General features: G+C 60.6%; 22 protein-coding genes. 11 read left to right on the forward strand and 11 right to left on the reverse strand.

The genetic code is table 11. The features are described from left to right. Complete coding sequence (gene lldR, locus VF285_RS02270; RefSeq protein WP_346950993.1) at positions 1-759, reverse strand: transcriptional regulator LldR; 759 nt, start codon at positions 757-759, stop codon at positions 1-3. A 21-nt stretch (positions 760-780) separates the two neighbouring features. Then, positions 781-2,466 (reverse strand): L-lactate permease, encoded by a 1,686-nt coding sequence (lldP, locus tag VF285_RS02275; RefSeq protein WP_346950994.1) that lies wholly within the window; start codon positions 2,464-2,466, stop codon positions 781-783. 688 nt (positions 2,467-3,154) lie between these two features. Between lldP and VF285_RS02280 the strand changes: the two genes are divergently transcribed. From VF285_RS02280 to VF285_RS02295, 4 genes are read left to right on the forward strand one after another with little or no spacing between them, the layout of a single operon-like run. Beyond that, positions 3,155-3,721, forward strand: coding sequence for an aminodeoxychorismate/anthranilate synthase component II (locus tag VF285_RS02280; protein ID WP_346950995.1), 567 nt, complete (start codon positions 3,155-3,157; stop codon positions 3,719-3,721). Between the two features lie 29 nt (positions 3,722-3,750). Next, a complete protein-coding gene (gene trpD, locus VF285_RS02285) occupies positions 3,751-4,785 on the forward strand; it encodes an anthranilate phosphoribosyltransferase (RefSeq protein WP_346950996.1) in 1,035 nt (344 codons plus the stop codon). Further along, positions 4,782-5,576, forward strand: a complete 795-nt coding sequence (gene trpC / locus VF285_RS02290) for an indole-3-glycerol phosphate synthase TrpC (protein WP_346950997.1) — start codon at positions 4,782-4,784, stop codon at positions 5,574-5,576. Before trpD ends, trpC begins: the two co-directional genes overlap by 4 nt. A 26-nt stretch (positions 5,577-5,602) precedes the next feature. Next, the gene (locus tag VF285_RS02295; protein ID WP_346950998.1) at positions 5,603-6,955 is read left to right on the forward strand and encodes an amino acid permease; all 1,353 of its coding nucleotides are present in this window, start codon (positions 5,603-5,605) and stop codon (positions 6,953-6,955) included. A gap of 99 nt (positions 6,956-7,054) precedes the next feature. On the opposite strand, the gene VF285_RS02300 is transcribed toward VF285_RS02295, so the two are convergent. The 9 genes from VF285_RS02300 to VF285_RS02340 all read right to left on the reverse strand — a co-directional run bounded on the left by VF285_RS02300 (position 7,055) and on the right by VF285_RS02340 (position 14,405). After that, a complete protein-coding gene (locus VF285_RS02300; RefSeq protein ID WP_346950999.1) occupies positions 7,055-7,480 on the reverse strand; it encodes a F0F1 ATP synthase subunit epsilon in 426 nt (141 codons plus the stop codon). Between the two features lie 9 nt (positions 7,481-7,489). Further along, positions 7,490-8,911: a F0F1 ATP synthase subunit beta gene (gene atpD / locus VF285_RS02305; protein WP_346951000.1), complete on the reverse strand. Its 1,422-nt coding sequence runs from the start codon at positions 8,909-8,911 to the stop codon at positions 7,490-7,492. A 42-nt stretch (positions 8,912-8,953) separates the two neighbouring features. Further along, a complete protein-coding gene (gene atpG / locus VF285_RS02310) occupies positions 8,954-9,853 on the reverse strand; it encodes a F0F1 ATP synthase subunit gamma (RefSeq protein WP_346951001.1) in 900 nt (299 codons plus the stop codon). A 52-nt stretch (positions 9,854-9,905) separates the two neighbouring features. Beyond that, positions 9,906-11,447 (reverse strand): F0F1 ATP synthase subunit alpha, encoded by a 1,542-nt coding sequence (gene atpA / locus VF285_RS02315; protein WP_346951002.1) that lies wholly within the window; start codon positions 11,445-11,447, stop codon positions 9,906-9,908. 30 nt (positions 11,448-11,477) lie between these two features. After that, a complete protein-coding gene (locus VF285_RS02320) occupies positions 11,478-12,017 on the reverse strand; it encodes a F0F1 ATP synthase subunit delta (RefSeq protein ID WP_346951003.1) in 540 nt (179 codons plus the stop codon). Positions 12,018-12,030: 13 nt separating this feature from the next. Continuing rightward, a complete protein-coding gene (locus VF285_RS02325; protein ID WP_346951004.1) occupies positions 12,031-12,501 on the reverse strand; it encodes a F0F1 ATP synthase subunit B in 471 nt (156 codons plus the stop codon). 125 nt (positions 12,502-12,626) lie between these two features. After that, entirely contained in the window at positions 12,627-12,869 is a 243-nt protein-coding gene (atpE, locus tag VF285_RS02330) for a F0F1 ATP synthase subunit C (RefSeq protein WP_291773635.1), read from the reverse strand. A gap of 103 nt (positions 12,870-12,972) precedes the next feature. Then, positions 12,973-13,851: a F0F1 ATP synthase subunit A gene (atpB, locus tag VF285_RS02335; protein WP_346951005.1), complete on the reverse strand. Its 879-nt coding sequence runs from the start codon at positions 13,849-13,851 to the stop codon at positions 12,973-12,975. Between the two features lie 26 nt (positions 13,852-13,877). After that, the gene (locus tag VF285_RS02340) at positions 13,878-14,405 is read right to left on the reverse strand and encodes an ATP synthase subunit I (protein ID WP_346951006.1); all 528 of its coding nucleotides are present in this window, start codon (positions 14,403-14,405) and stop codon (positions 13,878-13,880) included. Positions 14,406-14,742: 337 nt separating this feature from the next. On the opposite strand from VF285_RS02340, the gene VF285_RS02345 reads away from it, so the two are divergent. The 7 genes from VF285_RS02345 (at position 14,743) to pgaA (ending at position 20,391) form a co-directional block, all read left to right on the forward strand. Then, the gene (locus VF285_RS02345) at positions 14,743-15,195 is read left to right on the forward strand and encodes a CsgE family curli-type amyloid fiber assembly protein (protein WP_346951007.1); all 453 of its coding nucleotides are present in this window, start codon (positions 14,743-14,745) and stop codon (positions 15,193-15,195) included. Continuing rightward, a complete protein-coding gene (locus VF285_RS02350; protein WP_346951008.1) occupies positions 15,196-15,561 on the forward strand; it encodes a curli assembly protein CsgF in 366 nt (121 codons plus the stop codon). It abuts the gene before it with no gap. A 16-nt stretch (positions 15,562-15,577) separates the two neighbouring features. Then, positions 15,578-16,525 (forward strand): CsgG/HfaB family protein, encoded by a 948-nt coding sequence (locus tag VF285_RS02355; protein ID WP_346951009.1) that lies wholly within the window; start codon positions 15,578-15,580, stop codon positions 16,523-16,525. A 31-nt stretch (positions 16,526-16,556) separates the two neighbouring features. Then, on the forward strand, positions 16,557-17,108 hold the full coding sequence (locus tag VF285_RS02360) for a hypothetical protein (protein WP_346951010.1): 552 nt from the start codon (positions 16,557-16,559) through the stop codon (positions 17,106-17,108). Positions 17,109-17,203: 95 nt separating this feature from the next. Further along, positions 17,204-17,689: a hypothetical protein gene (locus VF285_RS02365; protein ID WP_346951011.1), complete on the forward strand. Its 486-nt coding sequence runs from the start codon at positions 17,204-17,206 to the stop codon at positions 17,687-17,689. 98 nt (positions 17,690-17,787) lie between these two features. Next, entirely contained in the window at positions 17,788-18,105 is a 318-nt protein-coding gene (gene csgH / locus VF285_RS02370) for a curli-like amyloid fiber formation chaperone CsgH (protein WP_346951012.1), read from the forward strand. Between the two features lie 117 nt (positions 18,106-18,222). After that, complete coding sequence (gene pgaA / locus VF285_RS02375) at positions 18,223-20,391, forward strand: poly-beta-1,6 N-acetyl-D-glucosamine export porin PgaA (RefSeq protein WP_346951013.1); 2,169 nt, start codon at positions 18,223-18,225, stop codon at positions 20,389-20,391. Positions 20,392-20,404 lie beyond the last annotated feature (13 nt).

The following is a 20,404-nucleotide window of genomic DNA, read 5'->3' on the forward strand; positions in this document are numbered from 1 at the left end:
TCAGTCATAAAAAGAAGGCAGGCGAGACGAACGCGCCCGACGGGCCTCGTCTTCATCCAATGCCCGCACACTTTGGTGCACGAAATCCAGATGCTGCCAGACGGTGGCCCGAGCCATCTCGGGGTCTCCATCGAGAATGGCCTGCATCAGGGCCCTATGCTGGGCCGTAAGCTGGTCCAGCGTGAACCGGCGCGTGTACATGCGCTGGCGATTTTCGGTGACGGTGGCGCGCAGGAGTTCGAAGACTCCTCGCATCATCTGGATCAGCACCAGATTATGCGAAGCCTCGGCGATCGCCAGATGAAACTGCGCATCCGCCTTCGCCGACTGCCCCGGATCGTCACTGCTCTGAAAGCGCAGCATGTCGTCGAACCGGTCCTGGATACGGCTTCGATCCATGGGAGTCGCACGCAGTGCAGCATGCCAGGCCGTACCACCCTCGAGCGCGTAACGCGCCTCGAGCACGTCATAGCGATATTCGAGATCGTCGGATACAAGCTCGTTGAGCGACTGCACCAGTTGCCGTCGGGAGCCTCCGGCCAGGGACGCAGCACTTGACCGAACGAAGGTCCCGCCGCCTTGCTGGCTCTCGAGCAGGCCACGGCTCGCCAGTTGCTGGATAGCCTCTCGGATCGAGGGGCGAGAGGCCCCCAGGTCAAGCGCCAGCTGCCGTTCGGACGGCAGACGGGCACCCGGTGCCAGACCTTGTTCATCGATCAAGACCAGCAACTGCTCGGCAAGGCGATCAGACAAGCGCATGCGACCTCATGATTGAATATCTCACACCGCAGGGATCATCCACGGCAATACATAGGCCTGCAAGGTGGTCATCGCACCCACGATGGCGGCAAACAGCAGGCTGTATTTCAGCGTGAACCGCAACAGATCCGATTCGCGCCCCACCAGACCCACGGCAGCGCAGGCAATCGCAATCGACTGCGGAGAAATCATCTTGCCAGTCACACCACCCGTGGAGTTGGCCGCCACGAGGAGAACCTCGGGCACTCCGATCTGATGCGCCGTGGCCGCCTGCAAGGCTGCAAACAGCGCGTTGGACGACGTATCAGACCCGGTAAGGAACACACCCAGCCACCCCAGGAATGGCGAAAAGAACGTAAAAGCATGCCCCGAGTACGACAACGCAAGCGCGATCGTGACCGACAAGCCAGAATAGTTCGCAATGAAGGCAAAGGCCAGCACCATGCCGATGGTGTAGACCGGAACGGCCAGTTCCTTCAGGGTTTCAGCAAACACCCCCGCCGCGGTGGACACCTTCAAGCGAGCCAGACCGATCGAGACCAAGGCAGCAATAAAGATGGCTGACCCGGTCGCCGAAAACCAATCGAACTTGTAGACGGCACCGTAGGCAGTCGCCTGTGACACGATGGGCGGCATCTTTTGCACCAGGCCATCGAGGTACGGCACGGGAAGACTGGCGATCCAGCCCTGCAGGGGGCCGCCCGCCGCAAACAAATGCTTGAAGGGCGGAATCGACCACACCGTCACCATGATGGTGAGCACGATGAACGGCGACCAGGCTGCCGCGATTTCGCCCGTGGTGAAGCGCCGCCCGGAAGCCTGCGCTTCTTGCGCATCGGGGGCCAGGTGTTCCGCCCCCTTGCCGCTGGATGAGAAGCGGAAAATCGAGGCCGGCCGCCAGACTTTCAAGAACGCGGACAAGACCACCAGCGAGACCAATGCCGACGTGATGTCAGGCAGCTCGGGGCCGATGAAGTTCGACGTCAGGTACTGGGTGCCGGCAAAGCTGCCACCCGCCACGACCACGGCTGGCCAGGTTTCTTTCACACCGCGCCAGCCATCCATGATCGCCATGATCACGAAGAGTACGAAGATCGTGAGGAACGGCAACTGGCGACCCGCCATCTCGCCAATGGAGAATGCCGGGATGCCCGTGACCTGCCCGGCCACAATAATGGGGATGCCCAAGGCACCAAAGGCCACGGGAGCTGTATTGGCCACCAGGCACAGGCCAGCGGCATACAGCGGCTGAAATCCCAAGCCTACCAACAGGGCCGCCGTGATGGCCACAGGCGCGCCAAAACCCGCTGCCCCCTCCAGGAAGGACCCGAACGCAAACCCCACCAGCAGCATTTGCAGTCTCTGGTCTGCCGTCAGGCTCAGGACCGACTCGCGAATAGTGTCGAACTGCCCGGTCTTCACCGAGATTTTGTAGAGGAACACCGCACCGATGATGATCCAGGCAATAGGCCACAAACCATAGAAGAAACCGTAAACCGCTGATGCCAGGGCCTGATCGACCGGCATACCGTAGAAAAACAACGCCACGGCCAGTGCGGACAGGACCGTCAAGGTGCCGGCCAGCCAGCCCTTCAGGCGCAAGGCGGTCAGGCACACGAAGAAGACCAAGATGGGCAGGCAGGCAACCAGGGCCGACAACCAGATGTGGCCGCTTGGATCGTAATTTTGTTGCCAGATGGGTGACATCCTTTGAAGCTCCGAGCAGTAAAAGTGCGGCCAGCCCGCTCTACAGCGCCTGTAGATTGGACTGACCAGTTATAGTTCTATTCAACGTTGCGCGGATTTTAAGGATGTCCTCATGGGGAGGTCAACAGCAATCATACCTAGTACTTACCCTTACTACCGATGCTTTCTATAAAATTGCTCATTTGAATTCAACGAATTACGTGTGTAATGAGATTTTAAACGTCAATCTTGTATGGTTTGACCATTTCAACTAGAGTTGCTAAATGGTAATACCATTTAAATCGATAAATCGCTCCAAAACCTCCGCCTCGATGGCATTGTCCCCTGCCCCCCAAGGCTGCACCAAGGTCAGTATTTACCCTTCTCGACAACACCACGAACGCACAGTAGAATCCCTGCATGCATTTTCACGCGAGCACACACGTATCGTCTTGGTGGCGCCTCTCTTAGGGGCGGCACCCTTCTGCGTGATTCATCGCACACTTTGCCGCCGTTCTGGCAGGCAAACGTTCTCAAGAATCTGTCTCCGGTGCGGCGGCTCCTGACCAAGGAAGACCATGACCGGATTCTGTTTCATTCCCCCGTACGGCGCTTCGCCGACCCGAGCATCGCGCGCACTCCAGCAGTCCGCACGCGCGGCACGTCTGCGCGCCACAGCCGTTCGCCCTGCTGCGTTCAGGAGCCCGGAATGAAACTTCTGATGATCGACAATTACGACTCGTTCACCTATAACCTGGTGCAATACCTGGGTGAACTAGGTGCCGAGGTTCAGGTCGTCAGAAACGATCAGACCGACCTCGCAGGAGTTGAAGCCATGGACATCGACAAGATCTGCCTGTCTCCAGGCCCCTGCACACCCGCAGAAGCAGGCATCACGGTCGAATTGATCCGCGCCTTCGCCGGTCGCAAGCCCATTCTGGGCGTCTGCCTGGGGCACCAGGCCATCGGAGCCGCCTTCGGTGGCAAAGTCGTGCGCGCGCAGCAAGTGATGCACGGCAAGGTCTCACCTGTCACCCACACGGGCACCGACGTCTTCAAAGGCCTGCCCTCGCCCTTCAACGTCACGCGCTACCACTCTCTGGCCATCGAACGGGCAAGCCTGCCGGAATGCCTGACCGTGACGGCGCAAACGGCGGACGGCGAGATCATGGGTGTCGCCCACAAGACACTCCCCGTCTACGGCGTGCAGTTTCACCCGGAGTCAGTCCTGAGTGAACACGGCCACGCGCTGCTGCGCAATTTCCTGGAACTGTGAACCCGACCCCTTAACGAGGAACCCAAGTCATGCCGTTGATCACACCGACTGAAGCCCTGGTGCGCTGTATCGAGCACCGCGAAATCTTCCACGACGAGATGCTCGAACTGATGCGCATGCTGATGCGAGGCGAAATGTCTCCGCAGCTCGCAAGCGCGTTGCTGATGGGGCTGAGGGTCAAAAAAGAAACCGTGGGCGAGATCACGGCGGCCGCCCAGGTCATGCGCGAATTCGCCTTGGGGGTGACCACGCCCTACCCACAGGATCTGCTCGACATGTGCGGTACCGGGGGCGACAGTTCGCACACCTTCAATATTTCGACCGCCGCGATGTTCGTGGCCGCCGCAGGCGGCGTCAAAGTCGCCAAGCACGGCAACCGCAGCGCCTCTTCGTCTTCTGGCAGCGCCGACGTGCTCGAGGCGCTGGGCGTAAACATCCAGGCCACCCCCGAGCAGGTCGCCGAGTCCATCGAAGCCACCCACATCGGCTTCATGTTTGCGCCTGCCCACCACGGCGCCATGAAGAACGTGGCAGCGGTGCGCCGTGAACTGGGCGTGCGCACCATGTTCAACATCCTGGGCCCACTCACCAATCCGGCGGGCGCTGAAAACCAGCTCATGGGGGTATTCCACCCCGATCTGGTGGGTATCCAGGTGCGGGTGCTGCAACGGCTGGGCTCGCGGCACGTGCTCATCGTGCACGGCAAGGACGGCATGGACGAAGCGTCCCTGGGCGCCTCGACGCTCATCGGCGAACTCAAGGACGGCGAGGTGCGAGAATACGAAATCCACCCCGAAGACTTCGGCATGGCCATGGTGTCGAACCGCAGCATCAAGGTGGCCAACCGAGAAGAATCCGCTCAGCTCGTCTTGGCCGCTCTGGGCAATACGGCCGGTACCGCACGCGACATCGTCGCGCTCAACGCGGGACTGGCGCTCTACGCGGGCAATGTCGCCGACTCGATCCAGGCCGGCATCACTCAGGCCTTCGAACTGATCGCATCGGGCGCTGCCCACGAAAAACTCGAACAATTCCGACGCTACACACAAAGCTTCAAAAAATGACCGATATCCTCAGCACCATTCTGGAAACCAAGCGCACCGAAATCATTGCCGCGCGCCAGATGCGCAGCGAAGCCGATCTGCTGCGCGAGGCCAAGAGCCGCAAGGACATCCGGGGGTTCGCACGCGCCATCGAAGACAAGATCGCACAGGGCAAGCCTGCCGTGATTGCCGAGATCAAGAAGGCATCACCGTCCAAGGGCGTGATCCGCCCCGATTTCAATCCCGCCGACATCGCGGCAAGCTACGCTTGCCACGGTGCCACCTGCCTGTCAGTGCTCACCGACGTGCAGTACTTCCAGGGGGGGTACGACCACTTGCGCCAGGCGCGCGCAGCCTGCAGCCTGCCCGTGCTGCGCAAAGATTTCATGATCGACCCCTACCAGGTCATCCACGCGCGGGCTCTGGGCGCCGATTGCGTGCTGCTCATTGCCGCTGCACTCACGGGCCCGCAGTTGCAAGAACTCGAAGCGGTCGCGCAGGAACTGGGCATGGACGTACTGGTCGAGATTCACGATCGCAGCGAACTGGACGTGGCCCTCACCTTGCAGACACCGCTTCTGGGCATCAACAACCGCAACCTGCGCACCTTCGAGACCCGGCTCGAGACCACGCTCTCCATGCTGGCCGAGCTGCCTGCAGACAAGCGCGTGGTCACAGAAAGCGGCATTCTCGCACCCGCTGATGCGGATCGCATGCGCGAGCACGGGGTGCAAGCCTTCCTGGTAGGCGAGGCATTCATGCGCGCAAAAGACCCTGGCGTGGCCCTGCACGAGCTGTTCTTCGCCCGTTGAGTCCCTACCTCCCTGTACCTAGATCCATGACCTCCTCGCATCCCGAGGCGCTTTCGCGCAGCCTCAAGAACCGTCACATCCAGATGATTGCGCTCGGCGGCGCGATCGGCACCGGCCTGTTCTATGGGTCGGCGGCCTCCATTCAGTTGGTCGGGCCTGGCATCATCCTGTCCTACCTGATCGGCGGGCTGGCCATCTATCTCATCATGCGGATGCTGGGCGAGATGTCCACCGAAGAGCCGGTCGCCGGCGCCTTCAGCTATTTCGCGTACCGATACTGGGGCGGATTCGCAGGTTTTCTGTCAGGCTGGAATTACTGGCTGCTGTACGTGCTGGTGAGCATGGCAGAACTATCGGTGGTGGGCATCTACGTCAGCTACTGGCTACCCGATTTCCCCTCGTGGGCCAGTGCTCTGATCGTCCTCGTGGCGGTCACGCTGCTCAATCTGCTCAACGTACGGTCTTATGGCGAGAGCGAGTTCTGGCTCGCGCTTCTCAAGATTGCGGCCATCATCGGGATGATTCTGCTTGGACTGATCCTGATCGTGGCCGGCGTGGATCACAAGGCAGCCGGGCTTTCCAACCTGTGGGCCCACGGTGGATTCTTGCCCAATGGGGTTCATGGTCTGCTGCTGTCACTGGTGGTGGTGATGTTTTCGTTTGGTGGTACCGAGCTGATCGGTATCACGGCAGGCGAAGCGGACAATCCGCGCCACAGTATCCCGCGGGCGATCAACCAGGTGATCTGGCGCATCCTGATCTTCTACATCGGGGCGCTGGCCGTGTTGGTGATCCTGTACCCCTGGAACGAGATCGGCACACAGGGTTCGCCTTTCGTGCTGATCTTTTCGCGGCTCGGCATCCCGGCGGCACCCGACATTCTGAATCTGGTGGTGCTCACTGCTGCAATTTCGGTTTACAACAGCGGCATGTACAGTAACGGCCGCATGCTCTACAGCCTGGCCGAGCAAGGCAATGCGCCGCGCGTCTTTCTGCGCCTGAGCGCGCGGCACGTGCCCTGGGTGGGAGTGCTGTTTTCATCGGCCTGCACGTTGGGGATCGTGATCATCAATTTTCTGGTGCCCAAGGGCGCGTTCATGCAGGTGATGGCGGTGGCCACGGCCGCGGCAGCACTGACGTGGCTGATGATCGTACTGGTGCATTTGAGGTTTCGGCAGGCGCACGAGCGTTCAGCCCTGCATTTTGCGTCGCCGTGGTACCCGTGGGCCAATTATCTGTGTGTCGCGTTCCTGCTGGGGGTGGTGGCGCTGATGACCCAGCTGGATGACACCCGGGCGGCAGTGTACGTGCTGCCGGCGTGGGTGGTGGTGCTTTACGCGGGGTACCGAATGCGGGGTAATAGGATCAACGCATTCTAGTCCCACGCCTATGCAACCTGCAGTTGAGGTGCAGAGGACTTGGCCGCCGCGCAAGAAAAAGGCGCCCCAATGAGCGCCTTTTTCTCAAGCCAGGACCACCTAATGCGAAGTCCGCTTGTGACTGAACTTGCGCGCGGCTTCTGCCTGAGCTGCCAACATCGCGAGCTCGGCTTCGACCACGGCGATGTCCGCCTTTTCCTTCGTGTTGCGCAGAGCCTCTTCGGCCCGGTCACGCGCAGCGATTGCCTTGGCCTCATCCAGATCTTCAGCCCGGATTGCCGTATCGGACAACACCGTCACCGCATGCGGCTGAACCTCGAGGATGCCGCCTGCCACGAAAATGTGCTGCTCCGTGCCGTCTGCCTGCTTCACCTTCAGCGTCCCCGGACGAATCCGGGAAATCAGCGGCGTATGCCCCGGCAGAATGCCAAGGTCGCCCGATTCGCCCGGCAGGGCGACAAACGTCGCCTCGCCACTGAAGATCGAGGCCTCCGCGCTGACCACATCAATTTGCAGAGTCGCCATGTCGTCTCCTTATTGGATCGTCTTGGCCTTCTCGAAGGCCTCGTCGATCGTTCCGACCATATAGAACGCCTGCTCGGGGAGTGCATCGCACTCGCCTTCCACGATCATCTTGAAGCCGCGCAGCGTTTCCGACAGCGGCACGTATTTGCCAGGCGAACCCGTGAAGACTTCGGCCACGTGGAACGGCTGCGACAGGAAGCGCTGGATCTTGCGAGCACGGGCCACAGCCTGCTTGTCTTCGGGAGACAGCTCGTCCATGCCCAGAATCGCGATAATGTCGCGCAGTTCTTTGTAGCGTTGCAGCGTTTGCTGTACCGCGCGGGCAATGTTGTAGTGCTCTTCACCCACGATCTGCGGGTCGAGCTGACGGCTGGTCGAATCCAGCGGGTCCACGGCCGGGTAGATCCCCAGGGCGGCGATGTCACGCGACAACACCACGGTGGAATCCAGGTGCAGGAAGGTCGTGGCGGGCGACGGGTCGGTCAAGTCGTCAGCAGGCACATACACGGCTTGAATGGACGTGATGGAACCCGTCTTGGTGGACGTGATCCGCTCTTGCAGCTTGCCCATTTCTTCGGCGAGCGTCGGCTGATAGCCCACGGCCGAAGGCATGCGGCCCAGCAGTGCGGACACTTCGGTACCGGCCAGGGTATAGCGGTAGATGTTGTCCACGAAGAACAGCACGTCGCGGCCTTCGTCACGGAAGCTCTCGGCCATCGTCAGGCCCGACAGGGCCACGCGCAGACGGTTCCCGGGGGGCTCGTTCATCTGACCGAACACCATGGCCACCTTGGACTCGGCCAGATTGTCCAGCTTGATGACACCCGCATCGGACATTTCATGGTAGAAGTCATTGCCTTCACGGGTACGCTCACCCACACCGGCAAACACTGACAAGCCGCTGTGCGCCTTGGCGATGTTGTTGATGAGCTCCAGCATGTTCACGGTCTTGCCCACACCGGCACCACCGAACAGACCCACCTTGCCGCCCTTGGCGAACGGGCAGACCAGGTCGATCACCTTGATGCCGGTTTCGAGCAGCTCGACCGAAGGCGAAAGCTCGTCGAACTTGGGCGCGTGCTGGTGAATCGAACGCGTTTCTTTCGATTCGATGGGGCCGCGCTCGTCGACCGGGCGACCGAGCACGTCCATGATGCGGCCCAATGTGCCGGGACCGACGGGCACCGAGATCGGCGCGCCGGAATTGTTCACGGCCATGCCGCGACGCAAGCCGTCGGACGAGCCCATGGCAATGGTCCGCACCACGCCGTCGCCCAGCTGCTGTTGCACTTCGAAGGTCAGACCCTTTTCTGCGTAGGCAGAGGTGTCGTCCGCCAGATGGAGCGCGTCGTAGATGTTGGGGATGCTGTCGCGGGGAAACTGAATATCCACCACGGCGCCGATGCACTGAACGATGGTTCCGTTGCTCATGTTTAGTCCTATAAATACTGGGTTTGCCGGTGCTTGCGTCGATCAGACCGCGGCAGCTCCGCCCACGATTTCCGAAATTTCTTTGGTGATGGCCGCCTGCCGCGTCTTGTTGTAGACGAGCTGCAAGTCACCGATGACCTTCTTGGCGTTGTCCGACGCCGACTTCATGGCAACCATCCGCGCCGACTGTTCGCTCGCCATGTTTTCTGCCACCGCCTGATAAATCAGGCCCTCGACATAGCGCATCAGCAGATCGTCGATGACGGTCTTGGCGTCAGGCTCGTACAGGTAATCCCAGCCGTAGGTGGTTTCCAACTCTTCAGCCGGTTGCGCATCCGTCTGGAACGGATCTTCCAGATCGGAGGGCAACGGCAACAGTCGCACGAAAGTCGGGTCCTGGTGCATGGTGTTGACGAACCGGCTGGAAGCCAGATACACCGCATCCACCTTGCCATTGAGGTAGTCGTCGATCTGGGCCTTGATCGCGCCGATGAGGCGCTCGAGATTCGGCGCGTCGCCCAGTTGCACTTCGGACGACACGACCTTGGCACCCAGGCGCGTGAGCAAGCCCAAGCCCTTGGTACCCAATGCCGTGGCCTGCACCTTGATGCCTTCGTGCTCGAACTCTTTGATCTTCGCCAGCACCAGCCGCGAGATATTGGTGTTCAAACCACCGCACAAGCCTTTATCGGTCGTGACCAGAATGATGCCTACAGCCGACAGTTTGCCGCGTTCCACCATGTACGGGTGAGTGTAATCCGGGTTCGCTTGCATCAGGTGCGAGGCAATGGCGCGTACCCGAGTGGCATACGGACGGCCCGCCCGCATGCGATCCTGCGCCTTGCGCATTTTCGATGCGGCGACCATTTCCATCGCCTTGGTGATCTTGCGCGTGTTCTGCACGCTTTTGATCTTGGTTCGAATTTCCTTGATTCCGGCCATTCCACTATTCCCTTAGAGCTGACCGGGGTGCATGCCGCACCCCGATGGCGACTCAGTACGTGCCGTGCTTCTTGAATTCGGCAATGGCGGCAGCCAAGGCAGCGTCGTCGTCCTTGGAGAGTTCCTTGACGTCTTCGATGCGCTGGATCAGGGCTTCGTGCTTGGTCTTCAGGTAGTCCTTCAGGGCCTTTTCGAACGGCAGCACCTGGCGAACCTCGAGGTCATCCAGATAGCCGTGGTTGGCTGCGTACAGCGCCACTGCGAGTTCCCAGACCTGTTGCGGCTGATACTGGGGCTGCTTGAGCAGTTCGACCACGCGCTTGCCGCGTTCGAGCTGACGACGCGTGGCATCGTCGAGGTCGGACGCAAACTGCGCGAAAGCGGCCAGCTCACGATACTGGGCCAGGTCGGTACGAATACCGCCCGAGAGCTTCTTCACGACCTTGGTCTGTGCCGACCCGCCCACGCGAGACACCGAGATACCGGCGTTGATGGCGGGGCGAATACCGGCATTGAACAGGTCGGTTTCCAGGAAGATCTGGCCGTCGGTGATGGAAATGACGTTGGTCGGCACGAAGGCAGACACGTCGCCGGCCTGCGTTTCGATGATGGGCAATGCCGTCAGCGAACCCGTCTTGCCCTTCACGGCACCCTTGGTGAACTCTTCCACATAGTGGGCGTTCACGCGCGCGGCGCGTTCGAGCAGGCGGGAGTGCAGGTAGAACACGTCGCCCGGATAGGCTTCGCGCCCTGGTGGACGGCGCAGCAGCAGGGAAACTTGCCGGTAGGCCCAGGCCTGCTTGGTCAGGTCATCATAAATGATGAGGGCGTCTTCGCCGCGATCGCGGAAGTATTCGCCCATGGTGCAGCCTGAATACGCGGCCAGATACTGCATGGCGGCAGATTCGGATGCGGGAGCGGCCACAACAATGGTGTATTCCATGGCGCCGTGCTCTTCGAGCTTGCGCACCACGTTGTTGATCGTGGAGGCCTTTTGGCCAATGGCGACGTACACGCAGGTGACGCCCTTGCCCTTCTGGTTGATGATGGTGTCCACCGCAACGGCCGTCTTGCCGGTCTGGCGGTCGCCGATGATCAGCTCGCGCTGGCCACGGCCGATAGGCACCATGGAATCAATGGCCTTCTGACCCGTCTGCAGCGGCTGCGTCACGGATTGACGAGCAATCACGCCCGGCGCAACCTTTTCGATAACGTCGGTTTCCTTGGCGTTGATGGCGCCCTTGCCATCGATGGGATTGCCCAGCGAATCGACCACGCGGCCTTTGAGTTCGGGGCCCACGGGGACGGCCAGAATGCGGCCGGTGGTCTTGACGGCATCGCCTTCAGACACGCCCACGTAGTCGCCCAGAATCACGGCGCCCACCGAGTCGCGCTCGAGGTTCAGCGCCAGGCCGAATTTGTTGTTGGGGAATTCGAGCATTTCGCCCTGCATCACGTCGGACAAGCCATGGATGCGGGTGATGCCGTCGGTCACGGACACGACCGTGCCCTGAGTGCGGACGTCAGTCGACGCGCCCAGGCCTTCGATGCGGGTCTTCAGCAGTTCGCTGATCTCGGACGGGTTAAGTTGCATGGTAAGACTCCTGGAATCCTGTTGACTGGCTCATGCGGCCAGCGTGTCGCGCAGGTGGGCCAGACGGGCCTGCACGGAAGTGTCGAGCACATAGTCACCCACGGTGACACGAACCCCGCCAATGAGCTCGGGATCGACCGTCACTTGAGACTTGAGCGTGAGACCAAACTTGTGTTCCAGCCCCTTGAGCAAATCGGCCACTTGAGCGTCATCCATCGGGAAGGCGCTGGTAATACGCGCCAGCGCCGTGCCTTCGTGCCGGTTGCGCAGAAGCTCGAACTGTTCGGCGATCTGCGGCAGCGCATGAACCCGATCGTTCTCGACCACCAGCGCGATCAAGTTGGTCACTGGCCCGGGGAGCTCTTGAGGGATCAGCCCCGTCAGAAGCTGAATGCGTTGCGTCTCGGACAAACGCGGGTCGCCCATGGCCTCCAGGACGTCGTCCTGGCTCGACACCTGAGCGAGCAGCGACATCAGCTCGGACCAGTATTCGAGCCCGCGCGCATCGTTGAGCACGGATTCGAACAGGGCCTCGGCATAAGGTCGCGCGATAGTAGACAATTCAGCCATGACTCACCCGGGTTCAGAGTTGCGCCTTGAGCTGGTCGAGCAGCTCGGCATGGGTCCGTGCATCGACTTCGCGACGCAGGATCTGCTCGGCACCCTTCACAGCCAGCACGGCCACTTCGGCACGCAAGGTTTCGCGCGCACGTTGGACTTCTTGTGCAGCATCTTGACGGGCCTGAGCCACGATGCGGGCCTTTTCGGCTTCGGCTTCGCGGCGTGCTTCATCGATGAGCATGGCGGCCTGCTTTTCGGCCTCGGCCAGACGCGCATGGTTATCGGTCTTGGAGGCAGCCTCCATGAGGCCCACGCGCTGTTGCGCCTGCGCCAGATCGGCCTTGCCCTTTTCGGCAGCGGCCAGACCGTCGGCGATTTTTTGCCGCCGATCATCGATGGCCTTCGTCATGGGTGGCCAGATGAATTTCATCGTGAACCAACCCAGAACGAAAAACACGATCATCTGGAAAAAGAGAGTCGCGTTTAAATTCACGGTCGTTTCCTAAGTTACCCACTTGTGCCCTGCAGCAAGCCTGCAAGGCACCAAACCTGACCTGTCCGCCTCAGGGACGGAAGGCCCCTGACCTGCCGCAGTTGCCTGCACAGGCCTACGCAACATCAACCGACGAACGGGTTGGCGAACGCGAACAGCATGGCCAGGCCCACGCCGATCAGGAAGGCGGCGTCGATCAGGCCCACCAGCAGGAACATCTTGGTTTGCAAGGTGTTCATCAGTTCGGGTTGACGAGCCGAAGCTTCGAGGTATTTGCCACCCATCAGACCGATGCCCAGGCAGGCGCCAATGGCACCCAGACCAATAATCAGACCGCAAGCCAGAGCAACGAATGCAACGTTGGTCATAACAACTCCTTGGTAAGTAAACGTTGTTTAGTCGAAAAATCGAAAAACGGAATTCGGGGCAACCCCCGCGAGCCCGCCCGGGGCAAAGCCCCCGGCAGAGTTTCTAGTGTCCTTCGTGAGCCAGGCCGATATACACCAGCGTCAGCATCATGAAGATATAAGCCTGCAGCAGCACGATCAGGATGTGGAAGATCGCCCACGCAGAGCCTGCCAGAATGTGCCCGACTGCCAGGCCCATGCTGGTGCCGTTGAACCCGGTCCAGGCACCGCCCAGCAGTGCAATCAGGAGGAACAGCAGTTCACCGGCGTACATGTTGCCGAACAACCGCATGCCCAGCGACACGCACTTGGCTACGTATTCGATGATGTTCAGCAAGAAATTGAAGGGTGCCAGCACGATGGCCCCCACTCCATGCGCATGGAACGGCGCCGTGAAGAGTTCTTTGGCCCAACCGCTGAAATGCTTGATCTTCACACCGTAGTACAGCATGAGTACCAGCACGCCCAGGGACATGCCCATGGGCACGTTCAGGTCGGCGGTCGGCAGAATGCGGTGATAATACAGTGGGTCGCCGTGCGTGGCGCCCAGCCCGGTGACACGGAAGATCGCACCCATGAGATCCACGGGGACGAGGTCCAGCGCGTTCATGAGAGAGATCCAGATGAAGATCGTCAGGGCCAGCGGCGCTGCGAACTTGCGTGTGGTTTCGTTGGGGATGATGCTCTTGGCTTCTTCGGCAACCATGCCGGCCAGCATCTCGACGGCCATCTGGAAGCGGCCGGGGACGTCGGTGGTGGCACGACGAGATGCGCGCCACAGAAAATACAGGACGATGACGCCCGTCAGGATGGACCAGAACAGGGAGTCATAGTTGACGACGTTGAAGTTGACGATATGGTGCTGCGGATGCCCGAGGCTGTTCAGCTGCACCAGGTGGTGCTGAATGTATTCGGACTGCGGCGTCGAAACTGCGTCGGCCATCGAAAAACCCTTCAAACGTAATCAAATCACGGCAAGCGGCGCAACACGAGCAACACCACGTACCCTTTCATGACACCCAGCAAGCCCAGCAGGAAAGCCGGCCACACCAGCCAGGCCCCCCAGTGCCATGCCACCGCCACCACAATGAGCGCAGTGGCCAGCAGCTTCAGGGCCTCGCCCCAGAAAAATGCCAGCGACCCCGGGCGCTTCGGCCCCCAAAAACCCAGCAACAGCCGAAGCGCAAAGAGCGCGTTAGGCACAAAATAAGCAGCCGCCCCAATCAAGGCGGATGCCCCTGCATCAAATCCTGCAAACCCCCAAGCTGCCAGCACCACCAGCAGCCCAACCACGGCTTGTGCTGCAAGGGCCTGAAAAAGCCCCCGCCGCGACCGCTTGGCAATACGCGTCCGGTCTGCGTCCGACAACACAAGCGTTGCAAATTCTGGGTTTGACGCCTGAGCATCAGGCACCAAGGCTTCGGCGTTTGCCGAGACTTCAGCACCAGATCCGTGGGTAGCCCTACTCCCCACTGCCGGGTTGTCAGAAGCGCCCATGAAAATTACCCGTAAAGCCGCACGCTGCCACACAGACCGCCCGCCTACGCCAACATCAGCTATCGGCAGCCAAACCGTTTGATTATATCGGCTCTTGACGTGCCCACCAAGGGCCTGCAGATCAAAAGCGCACCATTTTAACCTAGATTTGCTCACGATGTCCTGAGCCAAACAGGACAACCAAAATACCTACATCCTTTGGCCGATGCACCGGCCAATCGGATGAACATCCTAATTTGTCTGCCCTATGGGTATCAACCGTACGGCCCCGTACCATGCTTTCCATGACGCATTGTCGCAATAAGCAACAAATCAATGCCTGGTTGGAGGAGTTGTCATGAGATCCATCGGTCTCCGGTTGTTCAAGGTCAGCGTCTGCTGCGTGATGGTTTCAAGCGGCACGCCGTCCTTCGGGCAGCAGCCGACGAGTCCTGACGGGCTGGACCGTGGCCAGATCAACAACGAGCCATTGCGGGGGCTGATGATCAACCGAACCATGACGGTCATGGGCTGGAATTTCTACAAGAGCTTTGCCGAAGTATGGCAAGCACTGTACCCCGACTCACAGGACAACCTGTCAGTGGTCGAGCGGCCCACCGCCCAATACGGTAGCGAAATCTGGATCAACACCATGAACCAAACAGTGTACCACACTTTCATCTCCCCCACGCGTGCACGAGAGCGTGAAGAGAGCCGAAATGCCGCAGAAGTGGTGCACAACAACATCGACATCATCAACGCACAGCGCAAGCTCGCCCTGGATGTGGATCTGGGGCCCGAGGAGATGTAAATGACTTCACACACCCTCAACAACCCTCTGCACAGGCTGCCTCTCAAGGTCTTGGGGCTGGCGCTGGCCACGTCGCTCCTTCCGGTCGGCGCAATGGCAGGTCAATTGTTCTACACCCCGGTCAACCCATCGTTTGGCGGCAATCCACTCAACGGACCGAACCTGCTGCAAAGCGCACAGGCGCAGAAGCGTTTCCCCTACCCCATGGACGACCTGGGAATCGACGACATCGGCCAGATTCTGCAAACCAACAACGGCTTTCTGATCCAGCGGGGTAACCAATTGTATTGGGTGGATCTCAGCGGCAACGCTCACCCCGTCAACCTGGACGGATCGAGCACTTCCTCCAGCACACCAACCCACTAGAGCGGGGGAATACGCCATGGACACTCTCAGACTGCCAGCCCTCTCTCGGTTCGGCCGAATGCAACGCCTGTGCACGGGCTCTCTTGTGGTACTCGCCTTGTCGGCCTGTGCGCTCCAGAAGCCCATGAACGTCTCGAACGAAGCGCAACTGACGCCTGTGACCCCGTCGACCGCCAATTTGAGGCAGTTGCCGCCGCCGCAACGCAAGATCGTGGCGGCCGTCTATGGATTCCGGGACGAGACCGGCCAATATAGGCCCAGCCCGAGCAGCGCCTTTTCCACAGCGGTCACGCAAGGAGCCGCCTCGATGCTGATGCAGGCACTGAAGGAGTCCGGGTGGTTCATTCCCGTTGAACGGGAAGGCCTGCAATCCCTGCTGACAGAACGCCGTGTCCTGCGTGCAGTGGACGACCATCCTCAGGGCGGCAGCCAGGCCGTCCCCGTCCCCAACCTGCTGCCTGCGTCAATCATCCTGGAAGGGGGCATCGTCGCGTACGACTCCAGCACGCGCACGGGCGGGCTGGGAGCCAAGTTCCTGGGAATCGGCATGACGACCCAGTACAGCGTGGACCAGGTGACGATCAACCTGCGAGCGGTCGACGTGATGACCGGAGAAGTATTGAACAGCGTCTCCACTACCAAGACCATCTGGTCATACGAAGTCCATCCAAGCTACTTCCGCTTCGTCAACTACTACGACCTGCTGGAAATCGAGGGCGGCTACACACACAACGAACCCACGCAGCTTGCCGTCAAGGAGGCCATCGACGCGGCAGTCATGCACCTGACAGTGGGAGGAATCCGCGACAACCTGTGGCGACTGAAGCACACATCCGACTGGAACGATCCGCTGCTCCAGCGCTACCTGAATACCGAAAAGGAATACACCGTGACCGTGACCCCGCGCCCATCCGATGCGCCTGAAACAGATGCCACAACGCCCAGCAACAAAGCGTCCCCGTAGCCAGCGCCACCCAGCCGACTTGGAGTTCACCATGAACCTATTCAACCCCCGCGACTTCTCAGTTCGCCATCCCCACACCACACCGGCCCTGTCCCTGCTGCTGATGCTTGCAGTCGCTCCGCTGACGGGTCATTGCGGCAATCGAGACCTCTCCACGTTATCAGAGCTGCCTCCGACGGAGTTGAGCGCACCTTCTCTGCAGACGGACGTCTTCCAGAAAGGGAGTCTCAACACCAGCCGCGTGACTCAAAGAGGCGCCAACTCGACGGTATCCGTATTGCAAGAAGGCAATCGCAACAACACCTCGATTTCGCAAACCGGAACCACCAACCTTGCCGTCCTGGCCCAGTACGGAAGTGGGAACGACGCGCAGATCACGCAAAGCGGCGGCAACAGCACGGGCGAGATCAATCAGCGCGGCGTAGGGAATCATGCGTCGTTGGATCAATTCGCCAGCAACACCTCCGCAAACCTGAACCAATTCGGGAACTTCAACCAGCTCGCGGTCACACAGGCCAGCTCGGGCGCGCTCCCTCCCATCATCCAGATAGGGACGGGTCTGAAACTGAGCGTCTACCGCTAACGCGAGGCGATTCACCTTCCTACAAAACCCGGTACCAAGACCGCCGGGTGGCGTGTTTCTCACACAGGTCTTGTCGATACTAAAGGAGCATCACCATGAAGACTCAACTTTGCGCATTGGCATCCGGTCTTGCCCTGGCAGTCGCGGGTACCGCCGCGTTCGCAGGCAGCTCGGGGGATACCTACCAGAACGGCTACAACAACGATGCCGCCATCACTCAGGCGTACAACGGCAATGCAACGGCCAAGATCGTCCAGCAAGACGTGAAGAACGTCGCAAAGGCGACACAGGACCAGAACTGGTTTGGCAACGCGAAGATCGACATCTATCAGGATGGCTATCGGAATTTCGCAGACGCCAAGCAATCCCACACGATGAATTCCGATTCGAAGATCGTGCAGCTGGGAGACCTGAACGTGGCCAACACGACGCAGACGTGGGGATCCAACCAGAACTCCGACGTCTACCAGCGCGGCTACAACAACACCGCCAACGTCACCCAGACGGGCTCAAACCTGAGCGCCACAACCGTTCAGGTTGGCTACCGGAACGTCAGCACCATCACTCAAACCGGCTGGTAAGCGGTGGGCCCGCGAGGGCCACGCCTCCCCTGCGAGTCGCCCCCAAACGGCTCGCAGGGCTACCTCCCCCCACCCACTCACCATGGCACGAGACGATCATGATCGTTGCAGACACAGACCTGATGGCATGGCTGGAGACCGTCCCCGACACGCGGCCCGTCGTGATGGTCCCGTACGTGAAAAGCCGCCTGAATGCTACGATTCAATATCAGCTGACAGCCACCCGGCGCGGCGTGACCGGCCTCGCAACCATCAAGCAGAGCGGTAACCTGCAGCTCAAAGCCAGCACACCCGCCCAGCTGACGCGCTTCTCACTTTCTGTCGGCAGTCAGGACGACTGCAAGATCGAACTCGTCCTGTTTTCTCATGGCAACACGCTGGGCACCTATCAGTTCGCGTGCCCGCGCCTCCAATAACCACTGCAGATCGCGAGGCCAGCCTTGCTTACCCGCCCATTCCCTGCAGCAGTTACATTTTGTGTCGTGATGGCACTGCCAGGCACATATTTGTGTGCTGAGACACAAAACCATGACTTGTTGTTACAAGAGGCACGCGCCCACCGAGATGCCCGCGAATGGGATCTTGCACTTGCACGCTTTCGCGAAGGCGAAGAACGATTTCCGCGGCAGGCTGCGTTCACTTACGGCTACGTCATGACCCTGGCCGATGCCGGCAAACCGGATGACTCCATTCGGCTTGCCCGTGGCCTGGTAGCCGACAAGGCAGGCGATGCCGACCGCCATCTGGTGCTGGAATACGCATACGAACGAAACCGCCAGCCCTATGCCGCGCTTGAGCAGGCATCACAAGCTTACGATCTTGCTCCCGAACGAGCGTACGTGGCACGCGCCTATATCCTTGCACAACAGCGCGCCGGCTTGCCTCAAGCGGCGCTTCGTACCGCACAAATTCACCCTGGCACCCTGGAGGCTCCCCAGATTCGCGCGCTGCAAGCCGACATCGCTGCCCAGCTGACCCGAGCCGCCGCCACAGAGTCCCGCGGCGAGGCCAACCGCTTCACGCTGGCCGACCAGGCACTCGCGATGTACGACCAGCTTCTCTCTCAGTGGCAACCCTTGGGGCCCTCGGCACAGGCCGACGTCGATCGCATCCGGGCAGACAGATTGCAAGCGCTGCATGCCCGGCATCGCATGCAAGACGTCATCGCCGATTACGAAAACATGCGCGCGCACGGGGTCGCCGTCCCCGATTATGTGCTGGGCGACGTAGGCGCCGCCTACCTGTCGATGCGACAACCGGAACAAGCCGAGCCCTTGCTGCGCCGCGCCCTGGCAACCGCAAACGGGCACGATGACGCCAGCCGGCTGTCCGACACCACAACCCTGTTCTACGCCTTGACCGAATCCGGCCAGGGCCAAGTCGCTCGCCAGGAACTCGACGCAGCGGCAGACACCTTGCCGACATGGCTTTACGACAAAGGTGACCCGCAGCGTCAACCCAACCCCCTGAAGCTGGACGCTGCGCAAACGCAGGCCCTCAGTGCCCTCGACGAAGGAGACACCCTGAAGAGCCAAACCCTGCTGGACGAGATGGTCGACGCCGCGCCCGACAACCCCAGCATCCGCACAGCCAGATCCGTCGTCTATCGAGCACGAGATCTTCCACGCGAGGCCGAGCGCGACCTGAAAATCGCAGAAAGCCAATCGCCCCGCTCGATCGACGTCGAAGTGAACCAGGCTGAAACCGCGCTCGCGCTGCAAGAATGGCACCAGGCGCGCTTGCTGCGAGACGACTTGATGTCTCGCGCCCCCGAGGATGCGGCGGTGCAACGATTGGCACGAGAATGGGCCGTGCACAACATGGCCGAATGGCAGGTGACGGCAGGTCGCGGCGTGACCACCAACAGCCCCGTCCTGGGTAGCCAGGACTGGAGCGTGGACACCACACTGTACTCGCCGCCCCTTGCCGAAAACTGGCGCATCTTCACCGGCACAGGCCATTCAGAGGCCAAGTTCGCCGAAGGAACGGGCCACTACCAATGGACGAAGGCAGGGGTCCAATGGCGTGGCCGCGACATCACCGCGCAGGCGGAAGCGTCCGACAACCGCTACGGACATGGTGCGAAGACAGGAGCTGCGGCGTCCATTTTTGTGACGCCAACCGACCATTGGCAAATTGGCGCGGGCGCGGCATTTCTGTCGCGCGACACACCGCTGCGTGCCCTCCAGCACGACATCACCGCCAACAGCCTGGAAGCTTCCCTGCGATGGCGCGGTGACGAGCGCCGCGAATTGACGCTGTCGGTGAGGTCGTCGTTCTTCTCGGATGGCAACAACCGCCTGGAAGCCGCGCTGAACGGCCGTCAACGCCTCTACACGGCTTCCAGGCTCAAAGTCGATGCTCTGCTCAACCTGTCCGCCTCGCGCAACACGGCGGCCGAAGGCACGGCCCAGTACTTCAACCCGAAATCCGATCTGACGGTCCTGCCTGCACTGCAGCTCACTCACACGCTACATGAACGCTACGAGCGGCGGTGGGAACAACAATTCCTGATCGGTGCAGGCAGCTACACGCAACAGCACTTCGGCACCGGTGGTGTGGTCACCGTGGGCTACGGACAGCGCTATCACTACAGCGACACGCTGGAGTTCGGCTTCATGGTCACAGGCACCTCGCGGCCTTATGACGGCCAACGAGAGCGCGACTATCAGTTCCTCATCAACATGACGTACCGATTCTGAAGAAGGACCCAGT

This window comes from Castellaniella sp. (assembly GCF_036379515.1).
Taxonomy (GTDB): domain Bacteria; phylum Pseudomonadota; class Gammaproteobacteria; order Burkholderiales; family Burkholderiaceae_B; genus Castellaniella.